General features: G+C 62.4%; 23 protein-coding genes. 18 read left to right on the forward strand and 5 right to left on the reverse strand.

The window, feature by feature from the left end:
• The 3 genes from NK8_RS37620 to NK8_RS37630 all read left to right on the forward strand — a co-directional run bounded on the left by NK8_RS37620 (position 1) and on the right by NK8_RS37630 (position 5727).
• The gene (locus NK8_RS37620; RefSeq protein ID WP_162069412.1) at positions 1-1212 is read left to right on the forward strand and encodes a ParA family protein; all 1212 of its coding nucleotides are present in this window, start codon (positions 1-3) and stop codon (positions 1210-1212) included.
• Positions 1209-2186: a ParB/RepB/Spo0J family partition protein gene (locus tag NK8_RS37625; protein ID WP_213234281.1), complete on the forward strand. Its 978-nt coding sequence runs from the start codon at positions 1209-1211 to the stop codon at positions 2184-2186. Before NK8_RS37620 ends, NK8_RS37625 begins: the two co-directional genes overlap by 4 nt.
• 1471 nt (positions 2187-3657) lie before the next feature.
• Complete coding sequence (locus NK8_RS37630; RefSeq protein WP_225936662.1) at positions 3658-5727, forward strand: TonB-dependent receptor; 2070 nt, start codon at positions 3658-3660, stop codon at positions 5725-5727.
• 15 nt (positions 5728-5742) lie between these two features.
• On the opposite strand, the gene NK8_RS37635 is transcribed toward NK8_RS37630, so the two are convergent.
• Positions 5743-6216, reverse strand: coding sequence for a hypothetical protein (locus NK8_RS37635; RefSeq protein WP_162069414.1), 474 nt, complete (start codon positions 6214-6216; stop codon positions 5743-5745).
• Positions 6217-6244: 28 nt separating this feature from the next.
• Positions 6245-6712, reverse strand: a complete 468-nt coding sequence (locus NK8_RS37640; RefSeq protein WP_213234282.1) for a zinc-finger-containing protein — start codon at positions 6710-6712, stop codon at positions 6245-6247.
• A 257-nt stretch (positions 6713-6969) separates the two neighbouring features.
• Here NK8_RS37640 and NK8_RS37645 point away from each other — a divergent pair, with 257 nt between their 5' ends.
• The 5 genes from NK8_RS37645 (at position 6970) to NK8_RS37665 (ending at position 10484) form a co-directional block, all read left to right on the forward strand.
• The gene (locus NK8_RS37645) at positions 6970-7236 is read left to right on the forward strand and encodes a hypothetical protein (protein WP_225936663.1); all 267 of its coding nucleotides are present in this window, start codon (positions 6970-6972) and stop codon (positions 7234-7236) included.
• Between the two features lie 403 nt (positions 7237-7639).
• Positions 7640-8023: a hypothetical protein gene (locus NK8_RS37650; RefSeq protein WP_213234283.1), complete on the forward strand. Its 384-nt coding sequence runs from the start codon at positions 7640-7642 to the stop codon at positions 8021-8023.
• Positions 8020-8376 (forward strand): cytochrome c, encoded by a 357-nt coding sequence (locus tag NK8_RS37655; protein ID WP_225936664.1) that lies wholly within the window; start codon positions 8020-8022, stop codon positions 8374-8376. Before NK8_RS37650 ends, NK8_RS37655 begins: the two co-directional genes overlap by 4 nt.
• 35 nt (positions 8377-8411) lie before the next feature.
• Positions 8412-9461 carry a catalase gene (locus NK8_RS37660; RefSeq protein WP_213234285.1) on the forward strand — a complete coding sequence of 350 codons (1050 nt, stop codon included), beginning with the start codon at positions 8412-8414 and terminating at the stop codon, positions 9459-9461.
• A gap of 102 nt (positions 9462-9563) precedes the next feature.
• A complete protein-coding gene (locus tag NK8_RS37665; protein ID WP_213234286.1) occupies positions 9564-10484 on the forward strand; it encodes an AEC family transporter in 921 nt (306 codons plus the stop codon).
• 6 nt (positions 10485-10490) lie between these two features.
• Here the strand turns inward: NK8_RS37665 and NK8_RS37670 are convergent, their stop codons facing one another.
• Both NK8_RS37670 and NK8_RS37675 read right to left on the reverse strand, forming a co-directional pair.
• Positions 10491-11456 carry a LysR family transcriptional regulator gene (locus NK8_RS37670; protein WP_162069421.1) on the reverse strand — a complete coding sequence of 322 codons (966 nt, stop codon included), beginning with the start codon at positions 11454-11456 and terminating at the stop codon, positions 10491-10493.
• 21 nt (positions 11457-11477) lie between these two features.
• Entirely contained in the window at positions 11478-12323 is an 846-nt protein-coding gene (locus NK8_RS37675) for an AraC family transcriptional regulator (RefSeq protein ID WP_213234287.1), read from the reverse strand.
• 249 nt (positions 12324-12572) lie between these two features.
• Between NK8_RS37675 and NK8_RS37680 the strand changes: the two genes are divergently transcribed.
• The 10 genes from NK8_RS37680 to NK8_RS37725 all read left to right on the forward strand — a co-directional run bounded on the left by NK8_RS37680 (position 12573) and on the right by NK8_RS37725 (position 21464).
• On the forward strand, positions 12573-13505 hold the full coding sequence (locus tag NK8_RS37680; RefSeq protein ID WP_225936665.1) for a transporter: 933 nt from the start codon (positions 12573-12575) through the stop codon (positions 13503-13505).
• 25 nt (positions 13506-13530) lie between these two features.
• Positions 13531-15255: an FAD-dependent oxidoreductase gene (locus tag NK8_RS37685; protein ID WP_213234288.1), complete on the forward strand. Its 1725-nt coding sequence runs from the start codon at positions 13531-13533 to the stop codon at positions 15253-15255.
• Complete coding sequence (locus NK8_RS37690) at positions 15252-15629, forward strand: cytochrome c family protein (protein ID WP_162069424.1); 378 nt, start codon at positions 15252-15254, stop codon at positions 15627-15629. The genes NK8_RS37685 and NK8_RS37690 overlap by 4 nt, the downstream gene beginning before the upstream one ends.
• Positions 15630-15652: 23 nt before the next feature.
• Positions 15653-16099 carry a nuclear transport factor 2 family protein gene (locus NK8_RS37695; RefSeq protein ID WP_213234289.1) on the forward strand — a complete coding sequence of 149 codons (447 nt, stop codon included), beginning with the start codon at positions 15653-15655 and terminating at the stop codon, positions 16097-16099.
• Between the two features lie 137 nt (positions 16100-16236).
• The gene (locus NK8_RS37700; protein ID WP_213234290.1) at positions 16237-16728 is read left to right on the forward strand and encodes a hydroxyquinol 1,2-dioxygenase; all 492 of its coding nucleotides are present in this window, start codon (positions 16237-16239) and stop codon (positions 16726-16728) included.
• A gap of 35 nt (positions 16729-16763) precedes the next feature.
• Positions 16764-17759, forward strand: a complete 996-nt coding sequence (locus NK8_RS37705) for a hydroxyquinol 1,2-dioxygenase (RefSeq protein WP_162069427.1) — start codon at positions 16764-16766, stop codon at positions 17757-17759.
• A gap of 24 nt (positions 17760-17783) precedes the next feature.
• Positions 17784-19247: an aldehyde dehydrogenase family protein gene (locus tag NK8_RS37710; protein WP_213234291.1), complete on the forward strand. Its 1464-nt coding sequence runs from the start codon at positions 17784-17786 to the stop codon at positions 19245-19247.
• 14 nt (positions 19248-19261) lie between these two features.
• Entirely contained in the window at positions 19262-20317 is a 1056-nt protein-coding gene (locus NK8_RS37715; protein WP_213234292.1) for a maleylacetate reductase, read from the forward strand.
• The gene (locus tag NK8_RS37720; RefSeq protein WP_213234293.1) at positions 20314-21132 is read left to right on the forward strand and encodes an intradiol ring-cleavage dioxygenase; all 819 of its coding nucleotides are present in this window, start codon (positions 20314-20316) and stop codon (positions 21130-21132) included. The genes NK8_RS37715 and NK8_RS37720 overlap by 4 nt, the downstream gene beginning before the upstream one ends.
• Positions 21129-21464 carry a Rieske 2Fe-2S domain-containing protein gene (locus NK8_RS37725; RefSeq protein WP_061176927.1) on the forward strand — a complete coding sequence of 112 codons (336 nt, stop codon included), beginning with the start codon at positions 21129-21131 and terminating at the stop codon, positions 21462-21464. Before NK8_RS37720 ends, NK8_RS37725 begins: the two co-directional genes overlap by 4 nt.
• Here NK8_RS37725 and NK8_RS37730 read toward each other — a convergent pair.
• Entirely contained in the window at positions 21457-22674 is a 1218-nt protein-coding gene (locus NK8_RS37730; RefSeq protein WP_367657848.1) for a hypothetical protein, read from the reverse strand. The genes NK8_RS37725 and NK8_RS37730 overlap by 8 nt on opposite strands.
• Positions 22675-22886: the final 212 nt, after the last annotated feature.

Here is a 22886-nt window from a genome sequence, read left to right on the forward strand (position 1 = left end):
ATGGCAAACGTAGGCACCCTACCTATGGAAGACCGGAAGGTTACGCTTCGCGAAGTAGCGGAATTTGCGGATAACCTTGAGCCCTTTTCGGACAATCTTCGGGAGCAGATCCTCGCTCCTCGCCCGCGCAAGCTCGCACCCTTTTACACGATCAGCGAACTCGCTGATATGTGCAACCTGACGCGTCAGCAGATTCAATATCTGGTGACCAAAGGAGAAGGCGGACTCCCAGCCGGTACGCTCAACGGCAGCGGCCGCAGCCGGACGTTTACTCTGCCCGAAGTCAGAATGTGGGTGAAGATGGCGTCCGACATTTACCAGACCCCCCTCGACGATGGCCGTGGCACGTTCCGGGGCAAGGTGCTGACGACCGCGCAACTGAAGGGCGGATCGGCGAAGACGACGACGACCGTTTGCCTCGCGCAGGCACTGACGCTTCTTGGCCGCAAGGTGTTGCTGATCGATCTCGATCCTCAGGCTTCGGCATCGGAACTATGCGGCCTGTACGCCGAGAAGGAAATTTCCGGCGATGACACCGTGCTGCCCTATATCTACGATCAGAACGTGGAAGGCGGACTGAGCGCAAGCGTGCAGTCGACGTACTGGGACGGCCTCGACATTATCCCTGGTCACACCTTTCTATATGGTGCGGAATTTCTCTTGCCCGCTCGTCAGAAGACGATTCAAGGCTACCGCTTTTGGGCCGTGTTGCGGGAAGGCCTCGAGCCGCTTCGATCGCAGTACGACTATATATTGATCGACACATCCCCTTCGCTGTCGTACATGAACTTGAACGCGCTGCTCGCTGCCGACGCGCTCGTCATGCCGATGATTCCGGAGAATCTGGATTTCATTAGTTCGCTGGCGTTCTGGCGGTTGTTCTCGGATGTCGCGGAAGACTTTCTTCCGTATGAAGAGGACAAGGTCTACGACTTCATTTCAATCCTGCTGTCGAAGGTGGATTATGGCAAGACGTCCTCGGCTCCGGTCGTCCGGCAATGGGCGCAGAGCGCGTATGGTCGCTGGCTCGATCCGTTTGAGATCCCGGCAAGTTCGGTGATGAGCGGCGGCGCACTTTCATTCTCGACGGCTCTGGATGTCGTCAGTACCCACTCGACTGCAAAGTCGCTTCAGCGGGTGCGGCAACCCATGATGCAATATGCCAAATGGCTGGATGATATGTTCGTCAAATCCTGGAAGGAGTCGGCATGAGCAATAACATCAGAGAACAGCTGATGGCCAAAACGGCTAACTTGCCGAAGCCTGCGGACTTCAAAGGAGAGAACAAGAAGGATCGAACGAACCGTGGCCCACAGACGATGCCGGGCATTACGAGCGCATTGGCGGCAGCGCAACTCCGCATTCAGGAACTGGAGGCGAGGGGCGTCGATACGGAAATTCCCGTCGACTCCATCGTGCCAAATCCGTGGCAGCCGCGTCGTCAATTCAGCGAGGCCAAGCTGTCGGAGTTGGCACGTTCGATCGGTGAGGTCGGCTTGCTGCAGGCTGTGACGGTGCGGCGTGTCGGTGAGTCGTATCAGCTCGTGGCTGGCGAGCGGCGGTGGCGTGCTCACAAGCTCATCAACAAGGCGACCGTGCGTGCCGTCGTGATCGAGTGCACGGACCAGGATATGGCGGCATTGGCGCTGATGGAAAACGTCACGCGCGATGATCTGTCCGATTATGAAATCGCTATTGCCATTCGTCGTGCGGAGTCCGAGTTTCCGAACCGGACCAGACTTGCGGAAGCAATGGGAATCTCGCGCAGCGATCTCTATCGATTTCTTGCTTATGACGCGCTGCCAGACTTCGTTAAGCGAGATCTGGATTTGAACCCGTCAGTACTTGGAGCATCGTCGGCGCAGGATATCGCGAACGCGCTCAAGAAGAGTGGGGAACAGGGACTCAAGGCGCTTCAGGAACTCTGGCCGCAAGTCCTGTCGGGCGATCTGGTTCAGACAAAGGTTGCGGCGAGTTTGAGTGCGCAGGCGAGTCGAGGCGAATCTGCAACTGACGCGGGCGGCCGAAGCATACTCAAGATTTTCGCCGGTAAGGTACAGGCGGGGAGCATTACGAAGGACGTCAAAGGCCTTACGTTCAAGTTTAAGGCCGGAGTGATGACGGAGGAGCAGGAGAATCAACTCAGAGAGCATATAGGAAAGATGTTCTCGATTCGGTCTGAGTGATCACAGACCCGCTTCGGCGGGTTTTTTTACGTCTATTGCACAGACATCCATACATAGTCTGCGTTAGAGGTGTCCGAATTCGGACACTGGGGAGCGATTCGTGGATAGCGCAACCGCGAATCGAGGTTCTGTCTCGGCAGGGCTCGGTGTCCGAATTCGGACAGTAAAAGACGGCCATGCAGCGGGCCTGCCACATTTAGCTTGATTCACAGACGTGGATGCTTGCCCGAATTCGGACAGAGGATTTTGGGAGCATCAGACGAATTCGACTCCACGGCGCCTCCAACCGCGAAGTCAGCAGCTTGCCTCACGGGTGTCCGAATTCGGACAGTCACGTCGAGATGCATCCGGCGGGTTATCAAACCAGCGGCGATAGTGTCCGAATTCGGACACAGTCCACAGACAGCGTTACGCCTAGCATCCGACCAATAGCCAAATGACCTTTCCACTTGCGGTCCGGGCGACCTAGATGCGGTGTCCGAATTCGGACACCGTCGGCCCGCATCATACAGCCGCACACCCCGCACCAAGGGCCGGCATGGTCCAAGCGTCGCGCGGCCCTGTACACGTCGGACGCAAAGGCAAGATCATCCAACATACGTTCGACCCTTTACGCACCTATATCGACCGACGACGAACGTACACCGGCGAGCTTGGCGGTTCCGGAACCGTTGAGCCGTGAAAGCCATAAGGCCGCTGTTTCCTCGCAGGACCTGAACATCGATTATCCAGCAAGTGGGACCGGTAGAGATCCGCTTAGCGGGGCGAGCGAACGCGCTAAGCCATCGACATCAGGAGTTCATGCGCTCGAAGTGGACTCAGGCAGAAGGCCCACGATGACACGCGAATTGAAGGGCCAAGCCGCGCGCAGATCGACGACCACGTACTTGGCGTTTAGCTAAAGGCCCGATCAAAAACTTCCCCACGCAGGCAACTTGCTCCCTCGATAGCGACCGCACCGCGAACGGCTCGTGCCGTGATCACCCTGAACGGTGATCGATGCCGCGGCGCCGAGTGTCCGCTCGATCAATGTCTGCCCCGATCACGCGGCGACCCACAATCTCCAGAGTTCGACGCGTGAAGCGCTACTAGCCGTCGTGAAACAATGACCAAAAAAAATTCGACCGATAAAACATATTAAAAACAATCGCTTAAGCGAGCTTTTTAGACTTGTTTCACGAAAAACTGACGTTTTTACTTCCCGTCTCGGCAGCCGACCAATCTGACCACCTTTTCGAACGATTCAAGTGAGCGCTCATTAGGCCGTCGTATCAAACGATACGAAATCCGTGTAACGCGACGCTCATGAACGCAGGCGTGCGCGTCGAACATGCTTATCCTCGACGCGCACGAGAATAGTGTTCAATATTGAATGATATGTTATATCATCTCGAATTCGCGATTTTCGCGATGCCATTTTTCCGACCACGGCTCTATAAAAGCAACGTTATAACATTTCATACAGAAAAACGTGACCACCTCCATTGCATTCTCCACCAGCCGCAACGCCAGGTTATTCCCTTGGACGACGCTTCTATTCGCAACCCTCGCCCAAGCCCAATCACCCGCGATCGAAGATACCCCGATTCAACCCATCTTCGTCACCGCAAACCCACTCGGTTCGAACGCGCTGGTCTCACCATCGAGTTCGATCGACGGCAACGCCCTCACGCTACGCCGCGCCGACTCCATCGGTGAAACCCTCAACGGCCTGCCCGGCGTCTCCACGACAACCTACGGCCCGATGGTCGGAAGGCCGATCATCCGCGGCATGGATGGCGATCGCATCCGCTTGCTGCAAAACGGCGTCGCGGCTTACGACGCGTCGTCGCTGTCGTACGATCACGCCGTGCCGCAAGACACCTTGTCGGTCGAACGCGTGGAAATCGTGCGCGGCCCGGCGGCCTTGCTCTACGGCGGCAATGCGATCGGCGGCGTGGTGAACACCATCGACAACCGCATCCCCCGCGAGCCGATCGAAGGCGTATCGGGACAGGTCGACGCCAGCTACGGCGGTGCCAACGATGCCCGCGCGGGCGCGGCGCAAGTCGAAGGCGGAAACGGCCGCTTCGCGTTTCACGTCGATGCGTTCGATCGCGAAACCAGCAAGGAACGCATTCCCGGCTTCGCGCACTCCGACCGGCAACGCGCGCTGGACGGTCCCGACGTTGCGCAGCCCTACGGCAGCATCCCGAACAGCGACGGCCGATGGCACGGCGGCGCCGTCGGCTCGTCCTACACATGGGCGGACGGTTATGCCGGCATCAGCTACAACGGCTACGAGGCGAACTACAGTTCGGTCGCCGAGGACGACGTCCGTCTGCGCATGCATCAGGATCACATCGCGGCGGCGTCGGAGATACGCAATCTGCAAGGGCCTTTCAGCCAGTTGAAGTTCGACTTCGGCTACACCGATTACGAACACAAGGAAATCGATAACGGCGAAACCGGCACGACCTTCCGCAATCACGGCTACGAAGCGCGCATCGAGGCGCGGCACAGGAAGATCGGCCCGCTCGACGGCGCCATCGGCGTACAGGTGAGCCAGAACACGTTCTCCGCACTGGGCGACGAAGCGCTCGTCCCCACATCGCAGACGACCAGCGCCGCGCTTTTCGGTCTCGAAGAATGGTCCGTCACCGATGCGCTGAAGCTGAGTCTCGGCGCGCGTTACGAACACGTGAACATCGACCCGACCTCCGGCGGAAACGAAAAGTTCGCCGCTTCGCCCAAGCGCGACTTCAATGCCGGCAGCGTTTCCGCGGGCGCGTTGTTCAAGTTGAATCCGGCGTGGAGCGTGGTCGGCAATGTCGCGTACACGGAGCGCGCACCGACTTATTACGAGCTTTACTCGAACGGCCCGCACGACGCGACCGGTCAATATCTCATCGGCAATCCCGACGCGCAGAAAGAACAGGCGATCTCGACCGATCTGTCGCTGCGCTTCGCGAGCGGCCCGAACAAGGCGAGCGCGGGCGTGTTCTACAGCCGCTTCCGCAACTATCTGACCGAATTCAATACAGGCCGTCTCGTCGACGACGATGACCAGCCCGTCGCACCCGGCACCGACGACGCGCTCAATGAAGCAGTCTATCGGGGCGTGCGCGCGGAGTTTTACGGCATCGAACTGGACGGCACGTGGCGCGTTTTCGACAGGGGCGCGCAACGGCTGGATGTCGAATTCGTCGCGGACTATACGCATGCGCGCAATGTCGATACCGGCGAGCCGCTGCCGCGCATTTCGCCGCTGCGCGCGACGCTGGCGCTCGATTATGCATACGGACCCTACGGCGCGAGAACCGAACTGGTTCACGCGTGGGCGCAGGATCGCGTGCCGGAAAACGACTTGCCGACCGGCAGCTACACCACGCTGGGCGTCATCCTGACGTACAAATTCCGCTTCGGCGCGACGAACTGGCTTGCGTACGTGCGCGGCCAGAACCTGACGAATCAGGAAGTGCGCTACGCGAGTTCGGTCGTGCGCGATATCGCGCCGGAAGGCGGACGCAGCGTGATGATCGGCTTGCGTACTGCCTTCTGACAGCGGGCGGTCGCGTCAGAGCGGTGCCGACTTGCGCGTATGCATCGGCTGATAAGGCTCGCCGGCCTTGAAGCGTTCGAGCCGCTCGCTCGCGACCGAAAGTGCGCCGAGCGACGCGCGCCGTAATTGATGATCGTAGAGCGACACGATCGCGGCGAGGCGTTCGAAGTCCTCCGCCGGCAGCGCGAAGGAACCGGACGCGCGGCCAGCGTCGAACACCGCGGCCATCGTCTGATCCGCGCGCAGCAGCTCTTCGTGCGAAAAGTCGCCGTGGCCCGCTTCCGCGAGGAATTTGGCGAGATACATCGCTTCGGTGATGTGCTGCGCGGGCGCGGCATCCGGCGAGCCGGCGCGCAACGCCGCCAGCGACATATGCGCCGAGAGCGCGAGCTCGTCCGCCACCGCGCGCGGGATGGGAAGCAGCTGCGCCTTGCTGAACCGCGCGCGCGTCGCCTGGGGCGAGCGCTGGAAAGGAAGAGTGCGTGACATGCGAGGATCGATGGTTGACCTTTTCAGGTTAACGTTCATCGATCGCCGAATCTGAAGGGTGCTGACCGCGTTCCTGTTCGAAATGTTCGACGACCGCGATCGCGCGCTCGCACTGGTCGGCGTCGAGCGTGTGGATGCTGCACTTGTCCGGCTCGACGCCGATCGCCTGCGCAAGCCACTTCATCCCCTTGGACCGCGCCTCGAACACATTGCAGCCGTCGCGCCGGACCTTTGCCTGCACAAGCGGTTCGAGCGCCGCGTGCAGTTTCACTTTCAGATCGCGCAGGCGCGCATCGGCGAGACGGCCGAGCGGAACATTGCGCGTGCTGCGCGGAAAGATGCCGATCCACGCCTGACAGTCCGCGCACATCCACAGCGGGCCGTGGTCGTCGCGATACGGATACGCTTCGTCGCCTGCGCGCGTCAGGGTCGCGGGCGCGCCGCAGTAATCGCAGTTCGGATGAGGCAGAGGTTTGACGGGTCGGCCGACACGCATTTCAGGAAACTCACGGGCGGGAAATCCAATATAGCAAAACCGCCCGCCGGCTTCGGAAACGCGCTCGGGACATCCGCGATATCGCAGCCTGCTTAAGCAAGAGCGTTCGCAACATGTGCGTGACGCGCGCGGGCACTGGGCCGCGTCGAATGGGAATTTACTTTTCCGGTCGGCGGTATACGGTGGGAGTGCGTATTACACGCTACGCGCTTTCGGTGTGTCCTCCATTCCGCAATTCGATCAGTGAGGTGATGGCGATGAAAGTAACTTTTCTATTGGCAGCAACAGCCGCCGGCGTCTTCGCGATGAGCGCGCTGGCACAGGCGCAAGACATGCAGATGTCGCCGGCACCGGGTAGCGCCGCCCAGCAGAGCGCGCAAGGGGCAGGTTCCGCGACGAACGATTCCAGCTACGGCGGAGCGATGTCGACGACCAAGGCCAGCGGCGCCTCGCGCGATGCGTGGACGAGCACGAGCCAGCTCTGCACGCCGGGACTGAGCTGCAATATCTATAGCGGCCAGTGAGCGCGCCTGCCGGCCACGATGTACCGAAGGCGGCGGGGACGCCTTCGAACGACGACTTCACGCCTCCTTCCCGCCAGCGGTTCTCCATCGCGCAGCCCCCTTATGGCGGGGCGACATCCCTCCGAATGCGTGGTTTTCCCAGACGATCGTTCGGTCGATAGTACGCTCATCAACAAGACGGCCTCTTCGGCCACGCGTGGCGCTCATCGCCACACGACAAACTCTCTGCGGCGAACAGGCCAGAACGCGCGACATGCGCGACGCTCCTGATTCAACAGCGACAACCATAACGCCGGCGCTCGCGGATCTCTTCACCTCGCATTCGTCGAGGCGACATTCGTCTTCTTCTGCATGAGCACATCTGGACAGCCGCGATCACGCGGCCAGCAAGGAGGTACCCGAAATGAGATCCCGTCAAACCAGGCACGCGACGTTCCTGGCGTTCACCATTCTGGCGCTCGGCGCCGCATGCGAGGCGAGCCTGGCCGCGACCGGCGCGGACAACGGCGATGCCGGACCACTCACGCTCACCGTTCAGACGCCGTCGGGTACGACATCGCGCCTGACTTACGCCGATGACGACGGCTGGCGCCTCGACGATCGCGACGCGCGGCTCAGACCTACGGAAGCGCGCATCACACCGGCATCGACGGAAGCGCAAAAGGAAGCGTCCGCGAGCGAGCGGCCGATGACCGTTTTCATCGACGGTCCCACGGGTTTCACATATGTGTGGATGCGCGAGCAGGGGTGGAAATTCGTCGGCAAGCTATCCGAGCGCAAGCGTTGAGCACGCGGGCATCGATCGTGACGTGCATCCTCGGCGTCTCGCTCGCCGCAGATGCCGGGGCGCAGACTCAAACGCAGACCGCCGACGCCTGGCGCGCGCTCCGCATTGCCGACTGCGCGCGCTGTCACGGCAAGGATTACGAGGGACTCGCCGCGCCATCGATCGTCGGCTTTGCGCGCACGCAGAGTCGCGAGCGCTTCATCGCGGCGATCCTCGATGGCAATCCGCCGATGGGCATGCCTGCCTACCGCGGCAACGCGCCGATCGAGAATCATATCGACGCGATCTATCGCTACTTCGCCGGACGCGCCGACGGCAGCATCGCCGCGAGCGCGACGCCCGGCCGCGAGTGACGTAACGAACCAGGACTTCAATCCGGAGGTTAAACATGAGCCCCACTCAATCATCCAGCGATGGAACCGGCTGGACCGACAAACTTGATGACGCGACGACGCTCGCGATGCTCGTCAGGGCGATCGGCGAGCAGCAGAGCAAACTTGCGACGAGCAGCCACACGGGCCTGAACGGGCAGGTCGATCGCGCGCAGCATCAGAAGCAGTTGCTCGGTGCTTTCGGAACGCTTCGGATTGCAGATGATATTCCCGATGCGCTTCGTTTCGGACCGTTCGCCTCGTCAACGCCGATGACGTATCGCGTCGCCTGCCGCATCTCCAACGGGCAGCCGTGCCCGCAGTCCGACACCGCATCCGACGTGCGCGGCATCGCGGTCAAGTTCTTCACGCAAGAGGGCGTCGAGACTGATCTGCTGATGACAAACGAAGGCGGCCGCTCGCACGCGCGCAACGCGGTGCAGTTCATGGCGGTCGCGGATATCATTGTCGCGCTGCTTTCCGAGGGACCGGTGAGCGGCATCGCGCAGGGCTTGCGCGAAATGATGATGGCCAAGCTCGGACCTGTCGAAGCCGCGCGCATCCTCGCGATTCTCTTCAAGGAGACGAAGGCGCATCACGTCGACAGCGTCGCGACGGAGCACTACTGGGGATCGGTCGTGCAACTGGGCCGCGCGGCGATCAAGTACTCGCTTCATCCGCACCCTTCGACGCCCGCCGGAACGAACGCGGAACGCCACGGCGACAACTATCTGCGCGCCGACGTTTTCAACCGCCTGGAGCAGGGTCCGGTGAAATGGCAACTCGGCCTGCAATGCTTCGCCGATGAAGCAACCACGCCCGTCAACGACGCCTCCGTCGCGTGGAAGTCGGATGTCGTGATGATCGGCGAGCTCGAAATCGCTGCGCCGCCTTCGCGCGAGGACGAGGCGCGCATCGACCAGCTCGCCTTCAATCCGGCCCACGGCTTCGCGCCGCTCGGCATCACGCATGCGCGCCAGGATGTCTACGCCGCGAGCGCCGCGAATCGCACAGGACGTGGCGTGCTGTCGAGCGATGAAGCGCGCGCGCTGCTGGCTTCGCATTGAACGCCAACGTCGCGCGACTGCGCAGAACCACGCGTCGCGCGGCACTTTTCTCCGATAATGATGCACGTTCGCCCGTGCATTTCATCGATATCGGAGTGCCCCATGCATCTCGCCGGCATGATTCTTCCGATCTTCGCCATCATCGTGGCGGGATGGGCGGCGCGCGTCTCGGGCTACATGCCGCACGCGCTGGCGCCGTCGCTGATGCAGTTCGCGTATTACGTCGCGATGCCCGCGCTGGTCTTTCTCACCATCGCCGACGAATCGCTGCGCGCGCTGCTCGAATGGGGCTTTCTCGCCGCGTTCGGCGGCGGCTCGATGCTCTGCTTCGTGCTGATGTTGCTGGCCTTGCGATTCGCGCGCGGCGCAAGCCTCGGCACGAGCGCCATGCTCGCCGCCGCCGTCTCGATGACCAACACTGGTTTCGTCGCGCTGCCGATTTTGAAAACGCTCTACGGCAAACCCGGCGTGCTCGCGGCGGCGGTCGCGACCGTGTTCGTCGGCGCGATCATGTTTCCTGTGCTCGTCGTGCTGCTGGAAATCAGCCGCTACGATGCATCGCGCAAGATCAGCGCAGTGGCGCTGTTGCGTCAGATCGGGACCAATCCCGTGATTCTCGCGACGATCTGCGGACTGTTGTGGTCCGTCGCCGGATTGACGCTGCCCGGACCGGTCGCGTCCTTTCTCACGATACTCGGTGAAGCGCTGACGCCGTGCGCGCTCTTCGCGATCGGACTCGATCTGACCTTCAGCGAATTGCGCGGACGCGTAAGCCTGTATGCGCTGCTCACGGCGCTGAAGCTCGCGGTCGTGCCGCTCGTCGTGTACGCGCTGTGCCTGGCGACGGGACTCAGTCACACCGCAACCATCGCGGCGGTCGTCTGCGCCGCCGTGCCGACGGCCAAGAGCGCGTACGTGCTCGCATCCGAATACGACATCGAGAAGACCGTCGTGGGCGCGGCCATTTCGATGACCACGCTTCTTTCCATCGTCACCTTGCTCGCATGGCTCTACGTGCTCTAGCGCGTTTCAGGGATCGCCGAGCTCTTCATCGACATTGCGCTCTTCGTCGTCGGGCGGCGCAATACCGAGCGCCTTGTCCCATTGCGGCTCGCTCAGATAGCGCTCGCGCAGGAAATCGACGAAGGCTTTGACCTTGGTCGTCGATCGATGCGAAGTCGGATACACCGCGGAGAGCCACAACGGCGGCGCAGCGTAATCGGGCAGCACGCGCACGAGGCGGCGTTCGAGCAGGTCGCTCGCGGCGACCATCGTCGGCAGATAGACGACGCCCGCGCCCGCGCGCGCGAATTCGAGCAGCAGATGCACGCTGTTGGTCTTCAACACGGCATTCAGGGCGATCTCATAACACTCGTTGCCCTTCATGAGCGGCCAGTTGTCGCCCCACGGATAGTGCGCGTAACGTGCGAAATCGTGACGCAAAAGATCGAGCGGCGTCTCGATGACAGGCTCTTCCTTGAGATACGCGGGCGTCGCGCACAACACGCCGCGCACCGGAAAGAGCTTGCGTTCGACGAGCAGGTTCGATGCAGGCGGATAGATCTGCAGCGCGAGATCGAAGCCTTCCTGCACGGGATCGATCACGCGATCGTTCACCGTCACGACGAACTCGATGCGCGGATGCGCCTCGCGAAACGCGATCAGCGCCTGCGAAAAATGCCCGAGCGCGAAGCCCGGCAGCACATGCACATTGAGCGTGCCCGAGAGCGATTGCGTTTGTTCGCTCGCGCGTCCCGATAGTTCGCGTACCTTGGAGACGAGCAGCAGGCAATCGCGATAGTACGATTCACCGACTTCCGACAAGCGCACCGCACGCGTCGAACGATGAAACAGCGCGACGCCGAAATGCTCTTCGAGCTGCTTGACGCGCGACGTGACGACCGATTTCGCCACGCCGAGTTGCCGTGCCGCGCTCGCGAAACTCTGCGCTTCGGCTGCGCGCACGAAGGCCTCCATCGACATGAAGAGGTCCATGCTTCCTCCTGTTTCGCCGCGTTATGCCGCGTCTTTTCTGTAGCGCAACGGCGTCGTGCCGAGCCGTCCGGAAAAGAGCGCTGTCATATGCTGCTGCGATGAAAACCCGCACGCCGCCGCGACCTCGACTAGCGGCGCGCTACCGGAGCGCAGCATCCGCGCGGCCGCGTCGATGCGCTTTTCCAGCACGTAGCGATAGAGCGAATGACCGGTGCGCGCCTTCACGCCGTCGAACACGGCGCGCACGGGCAGATCGAGTTCGGCTGCGATATCGGCGCAGGAAAGACTCTGGTCGATGTTGTCCGCGACATACGTTTCGAGCGTCGCGAATCCGGCGTCCGTCAGTGCCGATTTGCGCTCGCGCGCCGCGCGTTCGAGATGGCGCGTCGTTTCGATCCACGCGAGCGTGGCGACGCATTGCATCTCCCACGGATCGACCTTGGCCCGCTCGCCGTGCGCTTTCTGACGCGCATAACGCACGAGATGCCGGATCGAATCCGCGCCGAGGTTGCTGCGGCTGCCCGCACGCCGCAACGGCTCCGCGCTGCGCTCGGCGATGCGGTTCACGAAGGCATCCGCATAACGAAACGCGATGAAACCGTGCCGCACGTCGTGCGCGTCGATCCGCATGCTCTCGCCGCGCGGATGATATGCCGCCGTTTCCGCGCGAAAGGTGAATCGCGCGGCGGGGCCGTCGTCGTAGCGCGTATCGGAGACGATCGTGCCGAGCAGCAGGCAGATCATGTCCGACGAATTGCTCAACGCCAGCGAATAAGGGCGCGGGCCAGAGATGCAGTATTCGAGTCCCGGCACGCCCGCGATCGTGCTGAAGCGATCGATGCGGGCGGCCGCGGCAGGGGCGCTCATGATCGTGTCTCCGTTTTCATCGCGGCTTGCGAGGGTCGCCGCTGTTCACGCGAGTATAGATGCGCGGGGCTTGCGCATGCACGCGCGATGGGTCGGCGTTCGCGAACGCAGCGTGCGCGCTTTGCGCCCGGGTGTAAACCCGCATGCGCTCGCGATGCGCCCGGAATCTGTAATCCGCAAAACCTGAAAGACCGGCGCGCCGCGTCTTCGTAACGTTCGCTCACACAACACGAACGACCGGAGACGACGATGCAGGCGCAGCACATACGACAGACGACTCGAAGACGGAGAACATGCGCGCTCGCGCTGCTTGGCGCGGTTTGCTCGATAACCGCGCACGCGTCGGGTATCCCGTTCGCGACGGATCGCCCGCAAACCTGGCAGTTCAGCAGCGACTTCGAAGGCACGTACGATTCCTTCGGCCAGAACATCGAATGGAATCACGACAGCCGCGCGTTCGATTCGCACGGCAATCAGATCGCGGGTTCGGGCACGAACACTTTCGTCGGCCTCTCGACGTTCATTCAATACTGGAAAGTGCCGTCGTTGCCGCGCGTCGGCTTCAACGCGAGCATCACGCTGCCCGCGATCCGCACGCAGGGCTCGCAGTTCTCCGCAAGCGGCATCGGGGACCCGCTCATCGGCGGACTCGTCTGGTACAACCCCGCGCCCGCGACGACGCTCGGCTTTCAGGCCTACATGCAGGTGCCGATCGGGCAGGACGCGGTATCGACGAATACGTGGTCGCTCTGGCCGTCCGTCTTCTATGACGACTGGTACGGACACCTGAACGTGGACCTGCTGCTCGGCGGCATTCTGCGCGGACGCACGCTGCGCTCGGGTCACGACGACCTGAGCCCGGGCAACACGTTTCATCTGAACCTGCGCGTCGGCTACAGCATCTCGCCGCCCGACAACCCCTTCGCGATTCCGTTCGTCGGTCTCGATTACCAGACGAGCGGCGGCACGTTCAATCAGACCGCATCGATACCGGTCTCGGATAGCGCGAGCCGCGAAACGACTGTCGGTATCGGCGTGCTGTTCCAGTTCAAGCCGAACAGCCTGCCGTTTCTGCACCAGAAGATGTACGACCAGCTTTCCATCCAGTACCAGCACTCGGTTTCGGGGCGCAACACGACGCTCACCAACGGAATTCTCGTGCAGGCGTGGCACTACTGGTGAGCACATTCAAACGATGGAGACGGACATGAGTGAGACGAACAAACCTTCAGCCGCATCGCGGCGCAACTTCATCAAGGCCGCGGGCGCGGGCACGGCAGCGGCGGCATTCGGCGCGGTATCGCTGACCGCGCGCGCCGCGAGCGAACTCAAATTCGACGCGGAGTACGACGTCGTCGTATGCGGCGGCGGTGGCGGCGGCCTGCCTGCCGCGCTCTTTTCGCGCTGGCTCGGCAACCGCGTCGCGATTCTGGAGAAGGCGGGCAGCGTCGGCGGGACGGCCGCGAAGGCCGCGTTCTGGTACTGGGTGCCGAACAACGAGCCGATGCGCCGCGCGGGCATCGCCGATCCGAAGCCCGATTACATGCGCTACGTCGCGCGTCTGTCGCGGCCCGAGCAATACGATCCGTCGCTGCCGAAGCTCGGCCTCTCCGACTGGGAGTACGAGATGTGCGAGGCCATCTACGACAGCGCATCGCCCGCGGCGGAACTACTGGCGAGCAAGGGCGCGCTGCCGTATCGGCATGAAGCGGCCGTGCCGGATTACTGGGCCGAGCTGCCGGAAGACAAGGCGCCGCGTGGCCGCGTGCTGTTCCCGAAAGACGGCCTGCCGAGCATGTCCGATGGCGGGCGCGTCGCGATTCGCACGATGAGCGCGGCGGCACGGCGCGACGGCATCGACATCAAGACGGGGTACCGCGTGCAGAAAGTGCTCGTCGACGAGTCGGGCGCGGTGATCGGCGTCGAAGCGCTGACGGAAGAAGACACGCTGTTCCGCGTCCGCGCGAAAAAAGCGGTGATCTTCGCGACGGGCGGCTTCACGCACGATCCCGAGTTGCGCAAGAACTTCCTGCACGGCGCGGTGTACGGCGGCTGCGCCGCGCCGACCAACGAAGGCGACTTCGTGCGGATCTCCAGCGCGCTCGACGTGCAGTTGCGCAACATGAACTATTCGTGGATGGCGCCGATCTCGCTCGACAAGGCGATCGCGAAAGACGGCTCGCTGTCCGGCATCTTCACGCCGACGGGCGATTCGATGCTCTACGTGAACAAGTACGGCAAGCGCGTCGTCAACGAGAAGCTCGCCTACAACGAAGTCTGCGCGACGTTCTCCGAATGGGACGGCGCGAAGGGCGAGTATCCGAACCTCGCGCTGATTTCGATCTGGGATCGGCAGGCGCAGGACCATTGCGCGAGCGATGACTACGGCAGTCTCATCGTGCCGAAGGGCTCGAACGACCGGCACGTTCTGCGTGGCAACACGCTCGCGGAACTGGCGAGCGCGATTCGCGAACGCATGGCGAAGTACCGGAGCGCGCTCGGCAACGCCGATCTCTCCGACGACTTCCTGCGCAACCTCGACGCGACGATCAAACGCTTCAACGGCTTCGCGAAGACGGGCGTCGATGGCGACTTTCATCGCGGCGAGCGCATCGTCGAAAAACTGTTCAACGGACCGGTATCGAAGAAGCCGGATCAGAAGAACGAGACGATGTATCCGCTCAGCGCGAAAGGGCCGTATTACGCGGCGCTGATCGTCGCGGGCAATCTCGATACCAAGGGCGGTCCGAAAACCAATTCGCACGCACAAGTGCTCGATACGCGCGGTGCTCCGATCAAGGGCCTGTACGGCGTCGGAAATTGCGTCGCGTCGGCTTCGGCGCGCGCTTACTGGGCGGGCGGTGGCACGCTCGGACCGATCATCGCGTTTGCTTATCGTGCCGCGCAATCGGCCAACGGAGTTCAATCATGATTCGGATCGCTAATCTATTGACGATGCTCGTGCTCGTCAGCACTGCGGCGCAGGCGCAACAGGATCCCGTCGCGCTCGGCAAGAAACTCACGACGAACAACTGCGCCGTGTGCCACACGTTCGGCAAGGGCGAGCCGAACGGGCAGGGGCCGAATCTCTTCGGGATCGTCGGCCGGCCGCTCGCATCGGATTCGGGCTTCAAGTATTCGGCGGGCATGAAGGCGGCCGCGCCGGGCAAGGTCTGGGACGACAAGCTGCTCGATGCGTGGCTCACCGATACGCAATCCGTCGCGCCCGGCAACGCGATGACCTATTTCGAAGGCGATGAAGCGAGGCGGCAAAAGATCATCGCGTATCTGCGCACGCTGCATTGAACTCAACCACAGGAGACGAAAGCATGAACACCCTCACCATGACCGACGAACAGCGCAAGACCATCGCGCTCGAATACCTGCGCAGGCTGGATCGCGGCGCACCATTCTTCGATCTGTTCGACGACAACGCCGAAGTCTATTTCCCGAAGTGGGGCATCGCGACGGGCCGCGCGGCCTTCGAGAAACTCTTCACGGATCTCGGCTCGATCGTCGAGAAATTCAAGCACGATCTCGCGTATCTGAACGTGATCCAGCAGGGCGACACGGTGGTCGTCGAAGGCACGAGCTACGGCACGACGAAGAGCGGTGCCGAGTGGCGCGCGGGCGTCACGCACGCGGGCCGCTGGATCGATGTCTTCGAAATACGCGACTTCAAAATCCAGCGCTGCTTCATCTATCTCGACCCCGACTACGAAGGCGCGGACACGCAGCGCTATCCGTGGCTGGCGGACAAACCAGCGCAGAAGTAAGTAGTTTCCCTAGGGTTGCGATCGAGCACGCGACGTTCGGCAAACGCGAACCTCGATTCGTTGCCTCGCGACGCTCGCAGCCCTAATCTTGATTCCAGCGCGACACCGCGAACGTGAACGCAGACATGGAGACAGACATGCAACAAACGCAACTCGGCAGCCTCGAAAACTATCGCAAAGGCTCCATCGAAATCATCAAGGGCAAGGCCACGCATTACGTGATGTCGAACGTGTTCGAAGTCGCGAGCCATGCGGCGCCGTATGAAAAAGTGGTCGTCGGCAAGAACCTCAAATACGTGATCGAAACGCTGCGGGCCGAAGGCGTGTCGCCGTGGTTCACAGCATCGCACGATGAATTCGCGGTCGCGCTCGACGGCGAAATCGACGTGCATTTCATCAAGCCGTCCGATGGCGCGCTCGTTGGCGAGAGCATCGAAGGCACGGTGAAGCTCGAAGGCGAACCCTCAGGCCAGAAGATGGGATTCGTGCGTCTGCGGCGCGGTCATCAGGCGCTGTTGCCCGCGGGCGCGGCGTATCGCTTCGAGGCGAGAAAGACCGGCGTGCTGCTCGTGCAGACCATTCTCGGCGCGGAATCCGTCGAGAAATGGGCCGATATCTGCATTCAATGAACGCCACCCACTCTCAACCTTCGGAGCAAGACATCATGAATCAAGCCACGTTTTTGCAAAGCGTCGTAGCGACCGATCCCGATGCGACCACCGGATATCGCACGTTCCGGCTCGGCGACTTCGAATTCAGCCGCGACGCCTACTTCGTCACCTTGAAATGGCCGGCGCAAGGACAGACGCGCTCGCATCAGATGCACGCCGACGACTTCCTGCGCGCGATGATGCGCGATGTCGCGTGGGGCTTCTTCTACGGCTGGGTCAACTTCGACGAAGTGATCGGCACGCGCAATCACTACGGCAAGGTGGACATGTATGCCGGTGCGTATAACGCGAGCTTCCGCGAGGCGGGCGTCGATTACACGCAGCAGTTCGAAACGCCGATCATCATGGCGACCTTCAAGGCAATCCTGAAGGACTGGGTCAACGAAGGCTTCGATCCGTTTGCCGCGCCCGAGGAAACCGGCTCGGCGTTCGGTGCGAAGCACGGCGACAACATCGCGGCGATCGACCGCACGCGCATCGCGACGAAGCGCATGCCCGGCATCGAAGGCGATTCCCCGCTGCGCGACGACTTCCCGGTGAATCGACAGTTCGCGGATGTATCGCAGGAGGAGCCGGAGATTCACGCCGAGCCCGGATTCGAAGGGCAGTTGCACGCGTTCAGTCTCTTCAAGTATCTGTCGCGTTCGGACGTGACGTGGAATCCTTCGGTCACATCCGTCTGCAAGCAAAGCCTCTTTTGCCCGACGACCGAGGAATTCGTGCTGCCGGTCTTTCACGGCAACGACCGCGTCGAGTGGTTCCTGCAACTGTCGGATCAGATCATCTGGGACGTCGCCGACAAGGACACCGGCGAGCCGCGCGCGCGCATCACGATGAACGCCGGCGATATCGCCGCGATGCCCGCCGACATCCGCCACAAGGGTTATTCGCAGAAGCGCTCGATGCTGCTCGTCTGGGAGAACGCGACGCCCGATCTGCCCAAGCGCTACGAAAGCGGCGAACTGCCGCCGTATCCGGTCGCGCTTTAAACACCTTCTCGACACGAGCAACTCATGCAAACGCAACTCTTCATCGATGGCCGCTTCGTGCCCGCCCGGTCCGGCGAAACGCTCGCGACCCTGAATCCGCACGACAACAGCGAGATCGCGCAGGTCTCGATGGCCGGCCGCGAAGACGTCGATCGCGCGGTGCAGGCCGCAAAAAAAGCGTTCCCGGCCTGGAGCAGCATGGCCGCCGCCGATCGCGGACGTCTGCTGCTGAAACTCGCCGATGCCATCGAAGCCAACGCCGATGCCCTCGCGCGTCTCGAATCGATGGACACGGGCCATCCGATCCGCGACACACGCAACCTCGACGTGCCGCGCACGGCCGCGACGTTCCGCTACTTCGGCGGCATGGCGGACAAGTTCGAAGGCTCGGTGATTCCCGTCGAAGCGGGCTTTCTCAACTATCTGATGCGCGAGCCGGTCGGTATCGTCGGGCAAGTGGTGCCGTGGAATTTTCCGCTGATGTTCACGAGCTGGAAGATGGCGCCCGCGCTCGCAGCGGGCAATTGCGTCGTGATGAAGCCGGCCGAACTCACGCCCTTGTCGAGTCTTGCCATCGCGGAGCTGATGGCCGAAGTCGGTTTTCCGGCGGGCGTGGTCAACGTGCTGCCGGGGCTTGGGCACGTCGCGGGGCAATACATCGCGGAGCATCCGGAGATCGGCAAGGTCGCGTTCACCGGATCGACGGCAATCGGCCGCAAGATCGTGCAGGCATCGAGCGGCAATCTGAAGAAGGTGCAGCTCGAACTCGGCGGCAAGGGCGCGAACGTCGTGTACAGCGATGCGAATCTCGATGCAGTCGTGCAAGGCTCCGCATTCGGCATCTTTCACAATCAGGGGCAGGCGTGCATCGCGGCATCGCGTTTGATCGTGCATGAATCCATCGCCGATGAACTGCTGGAGCGCTTCACGTCGCTCGCGCGCTCGATCCGTATCGGCGATCCGCTCGATCCGTCGACGGAGATGGGCCCGCTCACGTCGCAGATGCATCGCGACCGCGTGCTGTCCTATGTCGATGTCGCGCGCGAGCAGGGCGGCCGCGTGCTCGCGGGCGGCAAGGCGCCGGATGCCGCGGCGCTCGCGAACGGCTGCTATGTCGAGCCCACCATCGTGCAGGCTAAGCCGACGGACCGTGTCGCGCAGGAAGAAGTGTTCGGTCCGTTCGTCACCGTCAGCACATTCAAGAGCGATGAGGAAGCGCTCGCGATCGCCAACGGCACGGAATACGGCCTCGGCGCGGGCCTCTGGACGCGCGATCTGCAACGCGCGCATCTCGTCGCGCGGCAGTTGAAGAGCGGCATGGTGTGGATCAACTGCTACAAACGCGTGAGTCCGGGGTCGCCGTTCGGTGGCGTCGGCGCGAGCGGTTATGGGCGCGAGATGGGCTTCGAAGTGATGCGCGAATATACTCAGGCCAAGTCGGTGTGGGTGAATGTCGACGCCAATATTCCGCCTTACTATCCGCGCTGAGCGCATCGGGAATCATGCAATCGTTCATCTATCAGGGCATGCCGTCGCGCGTGGTGTTCGGTGCGGGAAGCATCGAGCATCTCGAACGCGAGATCGAGCTTCTCGGCGCGCAACGCGCGCTCATTCTCTCGACGCCGCCACAGCGCGATCAGGCCGAAGCGCTCGCCGAACGCATCGGGCATCGCGCGGCGGGTGTGTTTGCGAAAGCGGTGATGCATGTGCCGGTCGAAACGGCACGTGAGGCTCGCGAGTATGCGCAGCGCATCGGCGCGGATTGCGCGATCGCCATCGGCGGCGGCTCCACGACGGGCCTCGGCAAGGCGATCGCGTTGACATCCTCGCTGCCGATACTCGCCGTGCCGACCACCTATGCCGGCTCGGAGATGACGCCGATCTACGGCCTCACCGAAGCGGGATTGAAGAAGACCGGCCGCGACATGCGCGTGCTGCCGAAAACGGTGATCTACGATCCGCAGCTAACGGTATCGTTGCCGGCGTCGCTTTCGGTGACGAGCGGCATCAACGCGATCGCGCACGCGGCCGAAGGGCTGTATGCGCAGGACGCGAACCCGGTGGTGAGCCTGATGGCGGAGGAGGGCATTCGCGCGCTGGCGCTGGGCATCGGCAAGGTGGCTGCGAAGCCGGACGATCTCGATGCGCGCGGCGATTGCCTCTACGGCGCGTGGCTGTGCGGCGCGGTGCTGGGCAGCGTCGGCATGTCGCTGCATCACAAGCTGTGTCATACGCTCGGCGGCACGTTCAATCTGCCGCACGCGGAAACGCATACTATCGTGCTGCCGCACGCGCTCGCCTATAACCGCGATGCCGTGCCGGAAGCGATGATGCGCATCGCCCGCGCGCTGGGCTCGGACGATGCCGCTCGCGGCGCATTCGAACTCGCGCAGGCGAATGGCGCGCCGACCGCGCTGAAGGACATCGGCATGAAGGAAAGCGATATCGATATCGCCGTCGATGTCGCGATGAAAAGCCCGTACTGGAATCCGCGCGCGGTCGAACGCGCGCCGCTGCGCGCATTGATCGAAGCGGCATACGAAGGACGACGACCATGAACGAATCACTCACGCAAAACGTCACCGCATCCTTCGGCCAGTGCGCCGATGCGCGCACGAAGGAAATCGTCACCGCGCTCGTGCGCCACCTGCACGCGTTCGCGCGCGAAGTGAATCTCACGCACGACGAATGGCGACGCGGCATCGAGTTCCTCACCGCCACCGGCAAGAAATGCGATGGCATCCGGCAGGAGTTCATTCTGCTTTCGGATACGCTGGGGCTTTCGATCGTTCTCGACGACATCAACCAGCATCACGATGAAGCCGCGACCGAAAGCAGTCTGCTCGGGCCGTTCTATCGCGATGGCGTGAAGGAGTCGGCGTTCGGCGCGAACATCGCGCAAAGCGACGGCGAGCCGGTGTTGTTTCATGGCGTCGTGCGCGATGTCGAGGGCCGGCCAGTCCCCGATGCGCTGATCGAAGTCTGGCAGACTGCGCCGAACGGCATGTACGAAGGACAGGACCCGGACCAGCCCGAAGGCAATCTGCGCGGGCGTTTTCGCACCCGCGCGGACGGCGCGTACGCGTTTCATTCGATTAAGCCGACGAGCTATCCGATTCCGACCGATGGTCCCGTCGGCCAGATGCTCGTTGCGACGGGCCGTCATCCGATGCGTCCCGCACACATTCATTTTCGCATCGACGCGGCTGGCTACGAGTCGCTGACGACCGCTCTGTATTCATCCGACGATCCCTACGTGAATTCGGATGCGGTGTTCGGCGTGAAGCCTTCGCTCGTGATCGAGTATGTGAGCAAGGAGGGCGGTTACGACGCAGCGCGCGATTTCGTGCTGATCGCGAAGGAGCGCGCGTGAGCCATCCGACATCGAACGATATCTGCGCGCTTCACGACGTGCCCGATGGCGGCGGCGTCGAAGCCGCGCCGTCGATTCTCGTCCTGCGACGCGGCGGCGAAGCGTGGGCGTATCGCAACGTATGCCCGCATTTCTCGATTCCGCTCAACTACGAGCCGGATGCGTTCTGGACTTACGAAGGCAGCTTGCTGATGTGCGCGCATCACAGCGCGATGTTCCGCTTCGAAGACGGCGTGTGCGTCGATGGACCTTGTCTCGGCGCGAGCCTCCGGCGCATTCCGATTCGCATCGAAAATGGCCGCGTCGTGATCGAAGGTCCGGACATCACATAGGATGTGCCGCGACGAAGTTCTTGTACGCGGTGTAGGCGGGCTTTTGCGTGAAGCCGTCGTTCTTCAGCAAGCCGAACGGGCCTTCTCCGCCCACCGGATCGTCGTATAACTCGTAGCTCTGGATCGATTCGATATCGTATGTCGATGCGAGCGCGACGAACTGCGCCATCATCGTGTTGCCGACGAGATACGCCGCGATCTGCTGATCGGTGCCGTAGTTCGGGCGCACGCCGAACTCGTTGATCCAGATCGGCTTGCCGAGCGCCTTGAGCGCCGCGAGCACGTTATGACAGCCGGTGCCGCCGCATGCGTTGGTGATATCGCCCTGTTCCGAATACCAGTGCCACGCGGTGATGTCCCAGTCGACGACCGGATGCCCGATGCTGCCATCGGGTTCCATCCCGGCTGCGAGCATCTGATGGAAGCCATAGTGCAGCCATGTTCCGCCGCCCATGATGATCTTGCCCGACGCATCCACCGACCTGATGCCCGCGATCATGCCGCGGATCACGCCGCGCAGCTTCCTGAACTTCGCGATATCGAACTGCTGCGGATACACGCCATCCACGTTACCGATGAGCAGTTCCGCTTCCATCTCGTTCGTGACCTCGTAATACGGATAGTGGCGCGAGGTCGCTGTCTGCTGTCCGAGCGCGAAGCCGGCGTTATACCCTTCGGTCTCGTTGTTGAATATGTCGATGTTCATGAGCATCACCGGATAGACGGTGACGCCGCCGGCCGCCATCGTCTGCGCGATGCCCGCGAGTTTGTTCGCGGTGCCCTGGCTGTAGACCTCGTTGCGATAAAGCTTCGCGCCCAGATCCTGCAATTGCGAAAGCTGCAGCGCCGTGCTGGAGATGTCGTAGGCGCCGCCTTCGTTGTTGTGGCCGTTCACGCCATAGAAGGGCCGGACAGACTGAGGCGGCGTCGGGCTGCTGCCGGTGTTGGAGGCCGGATCGGGCGCGCTGGCGGCGGGCGAGGACGCGCCGCTCGCCGGCACGGTCGCGGTACTGTTCGCGGCAGGAGGGCTCGTCGTGATCTTCGTCGTTCCCGTGTCCGAAGCCGGAGTATCCGTCGCCGGAACGCTCACGGCGGATGCGGACGCGCTGCCGCTGCGCGTGGCGTTCGCGGACGACGCGGTGTCGCCGCCACCGCCGCCACCGCCGCCACATGCGGCAAGCAACACGCTCGCCGCGGCTGCAAGCGCCATGGTCCTGAATCGAATTTGAATGTTGCTCGTCATGTCGATGCGCACTACTAAATGGTCAAATATCCGTGTCCACGAAGTAGGCGCACGTTCCGCGAGTCGTCCGGGCGAGCGCGGACGGACCGGTGACGGACCTTCATCCCGCGCCGGACGCAAGGACGTGTGGAATGCTCGTCGAAAGACCCCAAAGGGAAGGAAGGGGTAAAGACAGGACC

Source organism: Caballeronia sp. NK8 (genome assembly GCF_018408855.1).
GTDB lineage: Bacteria > Pseudomonadota > Gammaproteobacteria > Burkholderiales > Burkholderiaceae > Caballeronia.